The following is a 12,828-nucleotide window of genomic DNA, read 5'->3' on the forward strand; positions in this document are numbered from 1 at the left end:
TTTTATATTAGCTAAGGAGGTGCGATAAGACGATGCACGTAAAAACAGGCGATAAAGTAGTAGTTATCAGCGGTAAAGACAAAGGTAAAGAGGGAACTGTTTTAAGAGCTATCCCTAGAGAAGAACGTGTGGTAGTTGAAGGAGTTAACATGGTTAAAAAACACCAAAAACCTTCTCAACTTAACCCAGACGGAGGGATCTTAGAAACAGAAGCAGCAATTCACGTTTCTAACGTTATGCACGTTGATCCTGATTCAGGTGAACGCACTAGAGTCCGTTATGAAGAAAAAGACGGAAAGAAAATTAGAGTAGCTGTTAAATCAGGTAAAGAAATTTAATTAGGTAATTCGGAAGGAGGACACATTTCGTGATTCGTTTAAAAGATAAATATAACGAGACAATTAAAGATGAACTCGTTAAAAAGTTTGATTACAGCTCTGTAATGCAAGCACCTAAAATCGAAAAAATCGTAATTAACATGGGTGTTGGTGAAGCTGTACAAAACGCTAAAGTACTTGATAATGCTGTTGAAGAACTTACAGCAATTACAGGTCAAAAACCACAAATTACAAAAGCTAAAAAATCAGTAGCAACATTCCGTTTACGTGAAGGTATGCCAATTGGTGCAAAAGTAACTTTACGTGGCGACAGAATGTATGACTTCTTAGATAAATTAATCTCAGTTTCATTACCACGTGTAAGAGACTTCAGAGGTGTATCTAAAAAAGCATTTGATGGTCGTGGGAACTACACACTAGGTGTTAAAGAACAAATTATCTTCCCAGAAATCGACTACGATAAAGTGACAAAAGTTAGAGGTATGGATATCGTTATTGTTACAACAGCAAACACAGACGAAGAGGCTCGTGAACTGTTAACACAATTTGGTATGCCATTCAAAAAGTAAAAAGGAGGCATATTCATGGCTAAAAAATCAATGATTGCGAAACAACAAAAACCGCAAAAATTCAAAGTAAGAGAATATACACGTTGTGAAAGATGTGGACGTCCACACTCAGTACTTCGCAAATTTAAACTTTGCCGTATCTGTTTCCGTGAACTCGCATATAAAGGTCAAATTCCAGGCGTTAAAAAAGCAAGCTGGTAATTCCATATAATTTGAAGGGAGGCATATTAAATGACAGTATCAGATCCAATTGCAGATATGCTAACGCGCATTAGAAATGCGAATATCGTTAAACATGAATCATTAGAAATTCCAGCATCAAATATCAAAAGAGATATCGCTGAAATTCTTAAAAACGAAGGTTTCATCAAAAATGTTGAATATGTGGAGGATGACAAACAAAACATCATCCGTGTGTTCTTAAAATATGGTCAAAACGACGAAAGAGTTATCACTGGTCTTAAGAGAATCTCAAAACCAGGACTTCGCGTTTACGCAAAGAAAGATGAACTACCAAAAGTACTTAACGGTTTAGGTGTTGCTTTAATCTCAACATCTGAAGGTGTACTTACAGATAAAGAAGCTCGTAATAAAAACGTTGGCGGAGAAGTACTCGCATACGTTTGGTAATAAATAATAGGAGGTGCAAAAATGAGCCGTATTGGTAACCGTATTATTGAAATCCCATCAAACGTTACAGTAGACGTTGATGGCACTACATTTACAGTTAAAGGTCCAAAAGGGGAGCTTACAAGAACTTTAAATGCAGACTTAAACTATAAAATTGAAGAAAACACGATCGTAGTTGAGCGTCCTAACGACTCAATCCCGATGCGTTCGATTCATGGTACAACACGTTCTTTATTAAACAACATGATTCAAGGTGTGTCAGAAGGATTCACTAAAGAATTAGAGTTAATCGGTGTTGGTTACCGTGCACAAATGCAAGGTAACAAACTTGTATTAAACGTCGGACTTTCTCACCCAGTTGAATTCGAATCTACAGATACTTTATCAATCGCTGTTGATGGTAACACTAACCTTAAGATTGAAGGTATCAACAAAGAAGAAGTTGGAGCATTAGCTTCTAACATTCGTGCTGTACGTCCACCTGAACCTTATAAAGGTAAAGGGATTCGTTACAAAGACGAATACGTACGTCGTAAAGAAGGTAAAACTGGTAAATAATTAAAAAAGTGAGGAGGAACATAAATGATTTCTAAGATCGATAAAAATGCGGTACGTCGTAAAAGACACTTACGTGTACGTAAAAACATTTCAGGAACTCCTGAAAGACCACGTTTAAATGTATACCGCTCAAATAAAAATATTTACGCTCAAATTATCGATGATGTGAACCATAAAACATTAGCAAGTGCTTCAACACAAGACAAAGAGTTCAAAGGTGAACTTGGATCTAACAAAGAAGCTGCTGGTGAAGTTGGTAAATTAATTGCTGAACGTGCAAAAGATGCAGGTGTTGAAACAGTAGTATTCGACCGCGGTGGATACCTTTACCACGGACGTGTTGCTGCATTAGCAGACGCTGCACGTGAAAACGGACTAAAATTCTAATTGAAGGAGGCGAATTAAGAAAATGGCTCGTAATCGTAGAGATGAAAAACAAGAATTTGAAGAACGCGTAGTAACGATTAATCGTATTGCGAAAGTAGTTAAAGGTGGTAGACGTTTCCGTTTCTCTGCTTTAGTAGTAGTAGGAGACAGAAATGGTCGAGTAGGATTTGGTCAAGGTAAAGCACAAGAGGTGCCAGAAGCAATCAAAAAAGCAATCGAGGCTGCTAAGAAAGACCTTATCCAAGTTCCAATCGTTGATGGAACTATTCCACATGAAATTAACGGACGCTTTAGCTCAGGTCACGTATTTATGAAACCAGCTGCTCCTGGTACAGGGGTTATCGCAGGTGGTCCAGTACGTGCGGTATTAGAGTTAGCAGGTGTTACTGACGTGTTAAGTAAATCTATTGGCGCAAGTACTCCAATTAACGTAGTGCGTGCTACTATGACAGGTTTAGAAGAACTTAAAGACGTTAACGAAGTAGCTAGACTGCGTGGAAAAACTGTAGAAGAAATCTTAAATTAAGGGGGAGTTTCCAAGATGGCAAAAGTTAAAGTTACCCTCGTAAGAAGTGTTATCGGTAGACCGGAAACACAAAAGAAGACAGTGGCTTCACTCGGTCTAAAGAAAATTAATTCTTCAATCGAGCTTGAAGATACTGCTCAATTAAGAGGACAAGTAGACAAAGTAAAACACTTAGTAAAAGTAGAAGAGATTTAATTAGCAATTTAAAATAGGAGGTGCGACAATGAAATTACACGAACTTAAACCAGTTGAAGGCGCGCGTAAATCACGTAAACGTGTTGGTCGTGGTATGTCATCAGGGCACGGTAAAACTTCAGGACGTGGACATAAAGGTCAAAACGCTCGTACAGGTGGTGGCGTAGGTTTAGTATTCGAAGGTGGTCAATTACCATTATTCCGAGCTATTCCTAAACGTGGTTTCACAAATATCAACCGTAAAAGTTATTCGATCGTTAACATTAGCGATTTAAATAAGTTTGAAGCTGGAACTGTAGTAACGCCTGAGGTATTATTTGAGTCTGGGTTAGTTAGAAAGAACGCAGCAGTTAAAGTACTTGGTTCAGGTGAACTTAATGTTAAACTTACAGTACAAGCGAATAAGTTTTCACAAGCTGCTAAAGAAGCGATTGAAGCACAAGGCGGTACTGTAGAGGTGATCTAATGATCAGCAATGTTCAGAATTTCTTTAAAATTAAAGAGATTCGCCATAAAATTCTGTTCACACTAGCGATGCTCGTTATATTTAAGATAGGTACTTATATACCAGTTCCTGGTGTTGATCCTAGCGTCTTTGACGCACAAGCAGAAGGCGGCGTACTTGACGTCATGAACACTTTCGGTGGTGGGGCACTTAAAAACTTCTCTATTTTTGCAATGGGGATAATGCCCTACATCACTGCGTCAATCGTTACGCAATTATTACAAATGGATGTAGTACCTAAATTCGCTGAATGGTCACGTCAAGGTGAAGTTGGAAGACGTAAAATTGCGCAATTTACGCGTTACTTTACGATAATTCTAGCGTTCATTCAGTCTATTGGTATGTCATTTGCTTTTAACCAAATGCTTGGAGGAACGTTAATCGAGGACAATTCAATTGGTTCATATTTAATCATTGCAATTGTATTAACGACAGGTACAGCGTTCTTATTATGGCTTGGTGAACAAATTACTGAACACGGTGTAGGTAATGGTATTTCTATAATTATCTTTGCTGGTATTTTAGGAGCATTACCAAGTTCATTAATTCAGTTCTATGAACAGCAATTTGTTGGCGCACAAGACACTACGATGGCTGTGTTGACAGTTGTTGGAATGGTCGTAGGTTTATTACTTCTAGTAGCATTTGCGGTTTACGTATTACAAGCGATTCGTAAAATTCCGATTCAGTATGCTAGAGGTAGAGGTCGTCAAGCAATGCTTGCACCTCAAGCGACATTCTTACCATTAAAAGTTAACCCTGCAGGAGTTATCCCAGTTATCTTTGCTATGGCATTCTTAATGCTACCGCAATCTATATCGCTGTTTTTCCAAGATCAAGCTTGGGCAATTAAATTTGCAGAAGCTGCAAATCCAGCTTCAAATATCGGTATGGTATTGTATATTATTCTGATTATACTGTTTGCGTACTTCTACGCATTTGTACAAGTTAACCCAGAAAAGATGGCAGATAACCTTAAAAACCAAGGCAGTTACATTCCTGGAATTCGTCCAGGTAAAAATACAGAAGAATATATCACGAACGTACTATATCGTTTAGTATTTGTTGGATCTATATTCTTAGCATTTATTGCTGTATTACCAATACTGCTAACAAGATTAATGGATTTACCACAAACAATTCAGATTGGTGGTACAAGCCTACTCATCGTTATCGGGGTTGCGCTAGAAACAATGAAACAACTCGAAGCTCAGGCAGGACAAAGAGAGTACAGAGGATTTAGACGCAATAAGTAAAACGTAAGAGGATTAGTAGGAGGATATTCATGAACATCGTAATCATGGGATTGCCTGGAGCAGGTAAAGGAACACAGGCGACAGAAATCATTAAAAAATACCCGATTCCACATATTTCAACTGGCGATATGTTCCGTTTAGCGATTAAAAACGAAACTGAACTCGGTAAAGAAGCGCAAGCTTATATGGACCGTGGTGAACTCGTACCAGATGAAGTAACAATTGGAATCGTTAAAGAAAGACTAGCTGAAAGTGATGCTAAAGACGGCTTCTTACTAGATGGTTTCCCAAGAACTGTCGCTCAAGCAGAAGCATTAAACGATATTATGGCAGAACTTGGTAGTCAAATAGACTCTACACTATATATCGATGTTCCTGAAGAGGAACTTATGAACCGACTCACAGGTCGTCGTATCTGTGAAGTATGCGGTACGGCGTATCACTTAGTGTTTAACCCGCCGAAAAAAGATGGTGTTTGTGATCTCGATGGCGGTAAACTATACCAACGTGAAGATGACAACCCAGAAACGGTTCAAAATAGACTAGATGTAAACATTAAAAAAACAAAACCTCTACTTGAATTCTACGAAAATCAAGGAATTCTATCTAAAGTAGATGGTGCAAGAGATATCGACGAAGTTTTTGCTGACGTCGATAAAATTCTTGAAACACTTTAATATTCACCTTAAGTCTTTAGGTGAATATAGCAATGGTCCTTAAATATAAGTGGTTTCACCTGAAGACAAGCTAAAAGAAAGAGTTTAAACTGTAAAGGAGGAATATAAAGTGAGTAAAGAAGGCGTTATTGAGTTAGAAGGTATTGTAAAAGAAACATTACCGAACGCACAGTTCAAAGTAGAACTAGAAAATGGTCATGAGATTACAGCTCATGTATCTGGTAAAATTCGTATGAACTATATTCGAATCCTTCCTGGAGATAAAGTAACAGTTGAAATGTCACCATATGACTTAACTAAAGGAAGAATCACTTATCGTTTTAAATAAGGACTCCAATTATTAAGGAGGTAACAAAATGAAAGTAAGACCATCAGTAAAACCAATCTGCGAAAAATGTAAAGTTATTCGTCGTAAAGGTAAAGTAATGGTAATTTGTGAAAATCCTAAGCATAAACAAAGACAAGGATAATAATTAACGGAGGTGTAAATCAATGGCTCGTATTGCAGGAGTTGACATTCCACGTGACAAACGTGTAGTAATTTCATTAACGTATATTTACGGTATCGGTAAATCTAGAGCAGCTGAAATTCTTTCAAAAGCTGGAGTAAGCGAAGATACACGTGTTCAAGATCTAACAGATGATGAACTAACAAAAATTCGTGAAGTTGTAGACAATTACAAACTTGAAGGTGACTTACGTCGTGACGAAAACTTAGACGTTAAACGTTTATTAGAAATCGCATCATACAGAGGTATGCGTCACCGTCGTGGATTACCAGTTCGTGGACAAAAGACTAAAAACAACGCAAGAACGCGTAAAGGTCCTAAGAAAACAATCGCGAACAAGAAGAAGTAATTAATAAGTAAGGGAGGAGTATTATAAATGGCTCGTAATCAAGCACGTACATCACGTAAACGTAGAGTGAAAAAAAATGTTGAATCAGGAGTTGCGCACATTCGTTCAACTTTCAACAACACAATTGTAACGATCACTGATGATTTCGGAAACGCACTTTCATGGTCATCTGCTGGTGCATTAGGATTTAAAGGTTCTAAGAAATCTACTCCATTTGCAGCACAAATGGCTTCTGAAACTGCTTCTAAAGCAGCAATGGAACACGGTCTTAAAACTGTAGAAGTTACAGTAAAAGGACCTGGTGCAGGACGCGAATCAGCAATTCGTGCATTACAATCAGCTGGATTAGAGATTACATCTATTAAAGACGTAACTCCAGTTCCACACAACGGTTGTCGTCCACCGAAACGTCGTCGTGTATAATTAACGATGATAAAAACACATTGCTCAAATTAACGGCGGTTATAGGGAGGAAAAAGTAAACAATGATTGAAATCGAAAAACCTAGAATTGAAACAGTAGAACTATCGGAAGATTCTAAGTTTGGTAAGTTTGTTGTAGAACCTCTAGAAAGAGGTTATGGAACAACGCTTGGGAACTCCTTACGTCGCATTCTTTTATCATCTTTACCTGGTGCGGCAGTAAAAACAGTCGAATTCGAAAACGTACTGCATGAATTCTCAACAATTGAGAACGTCATCGAAGATGTTACAACAATTATTACAAACATTAAAAGCTTAGCGTTAAAGATCTATTCAGAAGAGGACAAAACGTTAGAAATTGATGTTACAGACGAAGGTGTTGTAACAGCTGCAGATATTACACACGATAGTGACGTTGAGATTTTAAATCCAGATTTAAAAATTGCAACAGTTGCTAAAGGTGGAAGTATAAAAGTACGTATGATTGCAGGACGCGGACGCGGATATGCATTATCTGAGGCGAATAATAGTAGCGACCTACCAATCGGAGTAATTCCAGTAGACTCTATTTACACACCAGTAGAGCGTGTAAACTACACAGTAGAAAATACACGTGTCGGTCAAAATGCGAACTTCGATAAGTTAACATTAGATGTTTGGACAGACGGATCTATTACACCACTTGAATCTATTTCTCTTGGTGCTAAAATCTTAACTGAACACTTAAATATCTTTGTAAACTTAACAGATGAAGCGCAAAATGCTGAAATTATGGTGGAAAAAGAAGAAGACCAAAAAGAAAAAGTACTTGAAATGTCAATTGAAGAACTTGATTTATCAGTACGTTCATATAACTGCTTAAAACGTGCAGGTATTAACACAGTTCAAGAGTTAACTGAAAAAACAGAATCAGACATGATGAAAGTACGTAACCTAGGACGTAAGTCTCTAGATGAAGTTAAAAATAAATTAAATGACCTTGGTTTAGAATTACGCCAAGATGATTAATTAAAGAGGAGGTAGAAGAATGGCTTACAGAAAACTCGGCCGTGAGTCGGCACACAGAAAAGCTATGCTTAGAAATCTTGCAACATCATTAATCGTTGAAGAACGTATTACGACTACTGAAAAGCGTGCTAAAGAGTTACGTAAAGTTGTGGATCGCCTAGTTACTTTAGGTAAGCGCGGTGATTTAGCTTCTAGACGTCGTGCAGCTCAAACTGTACAAAACGTAACTTTAGTTAACGAAGATGGTTCAACTACAACTGCATTACAAAAATTATTTGATGATATCGCACCACGTTTTGAAGAACGTCAAGGTGGATACACAAGCATTAAAAAGCTTGGTCAGCGTCGTGGAGACGGTGCAGAACAAGTAATTATTGAATTTGTTGAGGGTGCTTAATCTCTCTTATAAAGCAGTATGAGTGTTATGATAGATTCATTTCTGTCTAGCTCTTAAGTATCCTGCAAAACAATGAATTGCGCGACTCTTTTGCAGGGTACGCGCTTTTTTTAATATTTTAAAGAGGTGGAAATATGATTTTACTTAAAAACATTTCGTACAAATATAGTCAGAGTAGTCGATATGCACTAAATCATATTTCTATCGACTTTAAAAAATCAGAATTTGTTTCAATTATTGGACACAACGGTTCAGGGAAAAGTACGTTAGTTAAAATCATCATGGGTATTTTAACGCCGACTGAGGGAGAAGTTTATATTGATGGTGAAAAGGTGACTGAAGAAAACTACCAGACGATTCGCGATAAGTTTTCAATCGTTTTTCAAAATCCAGACAACCAGTTTGTTGGGGCAACGGTAGAAGATGATGTAGCGTTTGGATTAGAAAACCGTGGTGTTCCACATGAAACAATGAAAGAAAAAGTTGAACTTGCTTTAAAAGAAGTTGGTATGTGGGAATTTAGAACACACGAACCACACAGACTCTCAGGGGGTCAAAAGCAGCGTGTTGCGATTGCTGGTGCCCTTGTGACTAACCCTGACGTTTTAATTATGGATGAATCGACATCTATGTTAGATCCAATTGGAAGAAGAGATATTTTATCACTTTTAAAAGAAATACATAAAAAACGAGATACAACAATTATATATATTACTCACGACTTAACAGAGATTGAAGATAGTGACTATGCGTATGTTATGAATAAAGGTGAAATTGCGAGTGAAGGGAAAGTATACGAGATATACGAAGATACAGATGTTTTAAAAGAGAGTAATCTCGTATTGCCGTTTAACATCGAACTTTCTGAAGCGTTAATGCAAGGAGAGTATATGTCTTATGAAGAGTTGGTGAAACGTCTATGAATATTCATTTAAACAATGTGTCGGTCGTGTATCAAAAAAAGACACCATTTGAATTTACAGCACTAAAAGATATATCTACAGAGTTTAATGAAGGAAAGTTTTACGGGGTGATCGGTCACACAGGTAGTGGGAAATCAACACTCGTTCAATTATTAAATGGGCTTATTTTGCCAACGACTGGAGAAGTTAAGGTTGGAGATGATACTCTCTTGCCTAAGACTAAACAAAAAGTAATTCACCGCGTCAAAGGTCGTGTTGGGATTGTGTTTCAGTTTCCAGAACACCAGTTATTTGACGAGACGGTCTTAAAAGATGTGACGTTTGGACCAATTAATATGGGTAAATCTAAAGAAGAAGCTGAAGAGATTTCAAAGTATTATTTAAAGCGTTTAAATGTCGATGAGTCATTATTTGATGAGTCGCCGTTTGATTTATCGGGTGGACAGATGCGTAAAATCGCACTCGCTGGTATATTAGCGATGGAGCCTGACGTACTTATATTAGACGAACCAACCGCAGGGTTAGATCCACTCAGTCATATAGAAACGATGGATTTATTTAAATCGATTCATGAAACGCTTGGTATTACAATTATACTCGTGACACACGATATGAATGATGTCTTTAATTATACGGATGAGGTTAAAATCCTTTCAAAAGGAACGCTCGCAGTAGAAGGAGATACGCATGAACTCTTGCAAGATGAAACACTTTTAAAAGATTATCAACTTGAAGTGCCGAACGTGGTGCGTTTAGTTCATGATTTACGACAAAAAGGATATCAGTTAGACGAAATGCCGCGTAATATCCAGTCATTTATATCTACGTATAAGGGGGTATTTGATGTTTGATTCAATGCTTCTTGGTAGGTATATCCCTGGAGATAGTATTATTCATAGACTAGACGCAAGGGCAAAACTTATTGCAACAGCGCTATTTATGGTCATCGTGTTTTTTGCGAATAATTTAGTGACGTACTTACTTTTAATTGGGTTTGTACTCGTCATTTTAAAGCTCGCAAAGCTCGGTGTTATGTTCGTATTAAACGGGCTAAAAATTATACTCGTACTACTCGTCTTTACATTTTTAATGCATCTATTTTTAACAAAAGGTGGACCAGTACTTGTCGATGCGAAAATATTTACAATTGAGCTTGAAGGGGTCATTAAAGGATTATACATTTCAACGAGACTCATTATGCTCGTCGTGATTACAACAATTATGACACTGACAACAAGTCCAATCTCTTTAACTGATGCATTAGAAAAGTTAGCCTCACCGTTAAAAGTGTTTAAAGTACCTGTCCATGAAATCGCGATGATGACGTCGATTAGTTTAAGATTCATCCCGACGTTAATGGATGAGACCGATAAAATAATTAAAGCACAATCATCAAGAGGATCGACATTTATGACAGGGCCTGTAAAGAATAGAATTAAAGCACTCATTCCAATCGTTATACCGCTTTTTATCTCTGCGTTTCAAAGAGCTGAAGATATGGCAGTAGCGATGGAAGTAAGGGGCTATAAAGGAGACGAAGGACGTACGCATTACAGGTTACTTATATGGCACCGAAGAGATACAATTGCGTTAATTATATTAGTCATTTTCGGAGTGTTATTATGGATGTTAAGAACATGACAAGAATATTATTAAAAATTACGTATAACGGTAAAGAATTTGATGGTTGGCAGTACCAACATAATGGCCGTACAGTTCAAGGGCAAATTGAACGTGCATTAAAATCTATACATCGTGAATTTATAAGAATTCACCCAGCGTCACGTACGGACAAGCACGTTCACGCTTTTGAACAATACGCACACTTTGACACGACACTCGATATCGAGCCGGAAAAATGGGCGTTTATATTAAACAATAAACTCCCAGGTGATGTTCGGATTATAGAGTCAAAAGAAATCGATTCAGACTATCATGTAAGGTATCACTCAAAAGGAAAAGTATACCGGTACAAAATGTATTTCGGGAATCCGACTCCATTTAAGTATGGCCTAGAAACACATGTAAAAGATGAATTAAACGTTGAAAGAATGCGTGAAGCGGCAGAGTATTTTATCGGCACACATGACTTTACGAGTTTTTCGAGTGCAAAAACGGTCATTGAAAACAAAGTGAGACACATATATAAACTAGATATAATCGAAACAACAAACGGAATAGAAGTTGTAATTATGGGCTCTGGATTCCTATACAATATGGTGAGAATCATCGTTCAGTACTTACTTGAGGTTGGTAAAGGAAATAGAAATCCAGAATCTACAAAAGAAAATATTAGTAACAAAGATCGTACACAAAATCCTAAAGTTGCACCTGCGGGTGGATTATATTTAGAGCGTATATTTTTAACAGAACAACAACAACGAGATTATTTAAAAGAAAACACGTGATATCGTTGACTTTAAGAGTTAAAGTAGGTTATAATTACTAACGGTATAAATTTATATCACACACTGATAAGCCCCGGAACTTATCTTTTGTAAGATATAACACGAACAATTAAAACTTAACTTTAGAAACTTTTTTTATTTTGGAGGGCAAAAACAATGCGTCAAACATTTATGGCTAACGAGTCAAACATTGAGCGTAAATGGTACGTAATTGATGCTGAAGGACAAACTTTAGGTCGTCTTTCAACAGAAGTTGCATCAATCTTACGTGGTAAACATAAACCAACATACACGCCACACGTTGACACTGGTGACTACGTGATCATCATCAACGCTGGTAAAGTTGAATTAACAGGAAACAAATTAAGTCAAAAAGTATACTACAGACACACTGGTCACCCAGGTGGAATTAAAGAAGTTACAGCTGGTGAGTTAAGAGACACTTATCCAGTTCGTTTAATCGAAACTTCAGTAAAAGGTATGCTACCTAAAAACTCATTAGGTGACAAACAACTAAGCAAACTATTCGTATACGAAAACGATACGCATCCACATGCGGCACAACAACCTGAAAACTACGAGTTACGTGGTTAAGGATTAGGAGGTAAAGACATTGGCTAAAGTAGAATACAGAGGAACTGGACGTCGTAAGAAATCAGTTGCACGTGTACGTCTTGTACCAGGTGAAGGTAACGTAACGATCAACAATCGTGATATGAGAGAATACCTTCCATTTGAAAGCTTAATCTTAGACTTAAACCAACCATTCGCAGTTACTGAAACAGAAGGTAACTACGATGTATTAGTAAACGTAAATGGTGGTGGATTCACAGGGCAAGCACAAGCAATCCGTCACGGAATTGCACGTGCATTATTAGAAGCAAACCCTGAACACCGCGCTGAATTAAAACGTGCAGGTCTATTAACACGTGACCCACGTATGAAAGAGCGTATGAAACCAGGTCTTAAGAAAGCTCGTAAAGCACCACAATTCTCTAAACGTTAATATTTCTTATATATTAAAGTACAAAAGCACTTCTCGAGAAATCGAGAAGTGCTTTTTTGTTGTAGAAAAATATTAATGCCCCTTTAAAAATTAATATGATTATATAGCCTAAATATTCATTTTGATTTGGTAAGATAAATATATTACGTCTGTTAGTTTTTATAG

The 12,828-nt window shown here is 37.2% G+C and carries 23 protein-coding genes; all 23 read left to right on the plus strand.

The window, feature by feature from the left end; translation table 11 throughout:
* The first annotated feature begins 32 nt into the window (after positions 1-32).
* The 23 genes from rplX (at position 33) to rpsI (ending at position 12,663) form a co-directional block, all read left to right on the plus strand.
* Positions 33-338, plus strand: coding sequence for a 50S ribosomal protein L24 (gene rplX, locus KPF49_RS00530; RefSeq protein ID WP_183672993.1), 306 nt, complete (start codon positions 33-35; stop codon positions 336-338).
* A 29-nt stretch (positions 339-367) separates the two neighbouring features.
* Complete coding sequence (rplE, locus tag KPF49_RS00535; RefSeq protein WP_183672994.1) at positions 368-907, plus strand: 50S ribosomal protein L5; 540 nt, start codon at positions 368-370, stop codon at positions 905-907.
* Between the two features lie 15 nt (positions 908-922).
* Positions 923-1,108, plus strand: coding sequence for a type Z 30S ribosomal protein S14 (locus KPF49_RS00540; RefSeq protein WP_183672995.1), 186 nt, complete (start codon positions 923-925; stop codon positions 1,106-1,108).
* Positions 1,109-1,138: 30 nt separating this feature from the next.
* A complete protein-coding gene (rpsH, locus tag KPF49_RS00545; RefSeq protein ID WP_183672996.1) occupies positions 1,139-1,537 on the plus strand; it encodes a 30S ribosomal protein S8 in 399 nt (132 codons plus the stop codon).
* 21 nt (positions 1,538-1,558) lie between these two features.
* Positions 1,559-2,095, plus strand: coding sequence for a 50S ribosomal protein L6 (gene rplF / locus KPF49_RS00550; RefSeq protein ID WP_183672997.1), 537 nt, complete (start codon positions 1,559-1,561; stop codon positions 2,093-2,095).
* Positions 2,096-2,119: 24 nt separating this feature from the next.
* The gene (gene rplR, locus KPF49_RS00555) at positions 2,120-2,482 is read left to right on the plus strand and encodes a 50S ribosomal protein L18 (RefSeq protein WP_183672998.1); all 363 of its coding nucleotides are present in this window, start codon (positions 2,120-2,122) and stop codon (positions 2,480-2,482) included.
* Positions 2,483-2,504: 22 nt separating this feature from the next.
* Positions 2,505-3,008 (plus strand): 30S ribosomal protein S5, encoded by a 504-nt coding sequence (rpsE, locus tag KPF49_RS00560; RefSeq protein ID WP_183672999.1) that lies wholly within the window; start codon positions 2,505-2,507, stop codon positions 3,006-3,008.
* A 15-nt stretch (positions 3,009-3,023) separates the two neighbouring features.
* Positions 3,024-3,203, plus strand: coding sequence for a 50S ribosomal protein L30 (gene rpmD / locus KPF49_RS00565; protein WP_183673000.1), 180 nt, complete (start codon positions 3,024-3,026; stop codon positions 3,201-3,203).
* A 28-nt stretch (positions 3,204-3,231) separates the two neighbouring features.
* Positions 3,232-3,669 carry a 50S ribosomal protein L15 gene (gene rplO / locus KPF49_RS00570; protein WP_183673002.1) on the plus strand — a complete coding sequence of 146 codons (438 nt, stop codon included), beginning with the start codon at positions 3,232-3,234 and terminating at the stop codon, positions 3,667-3,669.
* Complete coding sequence (gene secY, locus KPF49_RS00575) at positions 3,669-4,964, plus strand: preprotein translocase subunit SecY (protein ID WP_183673004.1); 1,296 nt, start codon at positions 3,669-3,671, stop codon at positions 4,962-4,964. The genes rplO and secY overlap by 1 nt, the downstream gene beginning before the upstream one ends.
* 29 nt (positions 4,965-4,993) lie before the next feature.
* The gene (locus KPF49_RS00580) at positions 4,994-5,641 is read left to right on the plus strand and encodes an adenylate kinase (RefSeq protein WP_183673006.1); all 648 of its coding nucleotides are present in this window, start codon (positions 4,994-4,996) and stop codon (positions 5,639-5,641) included.
* A 109-nt stretch (positions 5,642-5,750) separates the two neighbouring features.
* Entirely contained in the window at positions 5,751-5,969 is a 219-nt protein-coding gene (gene infA, locus KPF49_RS00585; RefSeq protein ID WP_183673008.1) for a translation initiation factor IF-1, read from the plus strand.
* Positions 5,970-5,997: 28 nt separating this feature from the next.
* Positions 5,998-6,111: a 50S ribosomal protein L36 gene (gene rpmJ, locus KPF49_RS00590; protein WP_029091518.1), complete on the plus strand. Its 114-nt coding sequence runs from the start codon at positions 5,998-6,000 to the stop codon at positions 6,109-6,111.
* 22 nt (positions 6,112-6,133) lie between these two features.
* Positions 6,134-6,499, plus strand: a complete 366-nt coding sequence (rpsM, locus tag KPF49_RS00595) for a 30S ribosomal protein S13 (protein ID WP_183673010.1) — start codon at positions 6,134-6,136, stop codon at positions 6,497-6,499.
* Positions 6,500-6,526: 27 nt separating this feature from the next.
* On the plus strand, positions 6,527-6,922 hold the full coding sequence (gene rpsK / locus KPF49_RS00600) for a 30S ribosomal protein S11 (protein WP_183673012.1): 396 nt from the start codon (positions 6,527-6,529) through the stop codon (positions 6,920-6,922).
* A gap of 62 nt (positions 6,923-6,984) precedes the next feature.
* Positions 6,985-7,929: a DNA-directed RNA polymerase subunit alpha gene (locus KPF49_RS00605; protein ID WP_183673014.1), complete on the plus strand. Its 945-nt coding sequence runs from the start codon at positions 6,985-6,987 to the stop codon at positions 7,927-7,929.
* 19 nt (positions 7,930-7,948) lie between these two features.
* Positions 7,949-8,326, plus strand: coding sequence for a 50S ribosomal protein L17 (gene rplQ / locus KPF49_RS00610; RefSeq protein WP_183673016.1), 378 nt, complete (start codon positions 7,949-7,951; stop codon positions 8,324-8,326).
* A 134-nt stretch (positions 8,327-8,460) separates the two neighbouring features.
* Positions 8,461-9,249, plus strand: coding sequence for an energy-coupling factor transporter ATPase (locus KPF49_RS00615; protein ID WP_183673018.1), 789 nt, complete (start codon positions 8,461-8,463; stop codon positions 9,247-9,249).
* A complete protein-coding gene (locus KPF49_RS00620; RefSeq protein ID WP_183673020.1) occupies positions 9,246-10,100 on the plus strand; it encodes an energy-coupling factor transporter ATPase in 855 nt (284 codons plus the stop codon). The genes KPF49_RS00615 and KPF49_RS00620 overlap by 4 nt, the downstream gene beginning before the upstream one ends.
* Positions 10,093-10,890 (plus strand): energy-coupling factor transporter transmembrane component T family protein, encoded by a 798-nt coding sequence (locus tag KPF49_RS00625; protein ID WP_183673022.1) that lies wholly within the window; start codon positions 10,093-10,095, stop codon positions 10,888-10,890. Before KPF49_RS00620 ends, KPF49_RS00625 begins: the two co-directional genes overlap by 8 nt.
* Positions 10,872-11,657, plus strand: a complete 786-nt coding sequence (gene truA, locus KPF49_RS00630) for a tRNA pseudouridine(38-40) synthase TruA (RefSeq protein WP_246562748.1) — start codon at positions 10,872-10,874, stop codon at positions 11,655-11,657. The genes KPF49_RS00625 and truA overlap by 19 nt, the downstream gene beginning before the upstream one ends.
* A 156-nt stretch (positions 11,658-11,813) precedes the next feature.
* Positions 11,814-12,251 carry a 50S ribosomal protein L13 gene (gene rplM / locus KPF49_RS00635; protein ID WP_183673024.1) on the plus strand — a complete coding sequence of 146 codons (438 nt, stop codon included), beginning with the start codon at positions 11,814-11,816 and terminating at the stop codon, positions 12,249-12,251.
* Positions 12,252-12,270: 19 nt separating this feature from the next.
* Positions 12,271-12,663, plus strand: coding sequence for a 30S ribosomal protein S9 (gene rpsI / locus KPF49_RS00640; protein WP_183673026.1), 393 nt, complete (start codon positions 12,271-12,273; stop codon positions 12,661-12,663).
* Positions 12,664-12,828: the final 165 nt, after the last annotated feature.

The organism is Nosocomiicoccus ampullae, from assembly GCF_019357495.1.
GTDB classification, from domain to species: Bacteria; Bacillota; Bacilli; order Staphylococcales; family Salinicoccaceae; genus Nosocomiicoccus; species Nosocomiicoccus ampullae.

Bases quoted from the DNA above. Each gene is read 5' to 3' on its own strand.
- rplM (WP_183673024.1), top strand. From the start codon at position 11,814: ATGCGTCAAACATTTATGGCTAACGAGTCAAACATTGAGCGTAAATGG.
- rpmD (WP_183673000.1), top strand. From the start codon at position 3,024: ATGGCAAAAGTTAAAGTTACCCTCGTAAGAAGTGTTATCGGTAGACCG.
- truA (WP_246562748.1), top strand. From the start codon at position 10,872: ATGGATGTTAAGAACATGACAAGAATATTATTAAAAATTACGTATAAC.
- rplF (WP_183672997.1), top strand. From the start codon at position 1,559: ATGAGCCGTATTGGTAACCGTATTATTGAAATCCCATCAAACGTTACA.
- KPF49_RS00625 (WP_183673022.1), top strand. From the start codon at position 10,093: ATGTTTGATTCAATGCTTCTTGGTAGGTATATCCCTGGAGATAGTATT.
- KPF49_RS00580 (WP_183673006.1), top strand. From the start codon at position 4,994: ATGAACATCGTAATCATGGGATTGCCTGGAGCAGGTAAAGGAACACAG.
- rpsM (WP_183673010.1), top strand. From the start codon at position 6,134: ATGGCTCGTATTGCAGGAGTTGACATTCCACGTGACAAACGTGTAGTA.
- rplR (WP_183672998.1), top strand. From the start codon at position 2,120: ATGATTTCTAAGATCGATAAAAATGCGGTACGTCGTAAAAGACACTTA.
- secY (WP_183673004.1), top strand. From the start codon at position 3,669: ATGATCAGCAATGTTCAGAATTTCTTTAAAATTAAAGAGATTCGCCAT.
- KPF49_RS00540 (WP_183672995.1), top strand. From the start codon at position 923: ATGGCTAAAAAATCAATGATTGCGAAACAACAAAAACCGCAAAAATTC.
- KPF49_RS00620 (WP_183673020.1), top strand. From the start codon at position 9,246: ATGAATATTCATTTAAACAATGTGTCGGTCGTGTATCAAAAAAAGACA.
- rpsH (WP_183672996.1), top strand. From the start codon at position 1,139: ATGACAGTATCAGATCCAATTGCAGATATGCTAACGCGCATTAGAAAT.
- rpsE (WP_183672999.1), top strand. From the start codon at position 2,505: ATGGCTCGTAATCGTAGAGATGAAAAACAAGAATTTGAAGAACGCGTA.
- rpsK (WP_183673012.1), top strand. From the start codon at position 6,527: ATGGCTCGTAATCAAGCACGTACATCACGTAAACGTAGAGTGAAAAAA.
- KPF49_RS00615 (WP_183673018.1), top strand. From the start codon at position 8,461: ATGATTTTACTTAAAAACATTTCGTACAAATATAGTCAGAGTAGTCGA.
- rpmJ (WP_029091518.1), top strand. From the start codon at position 5,998: ATGAAAGTAAGACCATCAGTAAAACCAATCTGCGAAAAATGTAAAGTT.
- rplX (WP_183672993.1), top strand. From the start codon at position 33: ATGCACGTAAAAACAGGCGATAAAGTAGTAGTTATCAGCGGTAAAGAC.
- rplO (WP_183673002.1), top strand. From the start codon at position 3,232: ATGAAATTACACGAACTTAAACCAGTTGAAGGCGCGCGTAAATCACGT.
- KPF49_RS00605 (WP_183673014.1), top strand. From the start codon at position 6,985: ATGATTGAAATCGAAAAACCTAGAATTGAAACAGTAGAACTATCGGAA.
- rplQ (WP_183673016.1), top strand. From the start codon at position 7,949: ATGGCTTACAGAAAACTCGGCCGTGAGTCGGCACACAGAAAAGCTATG.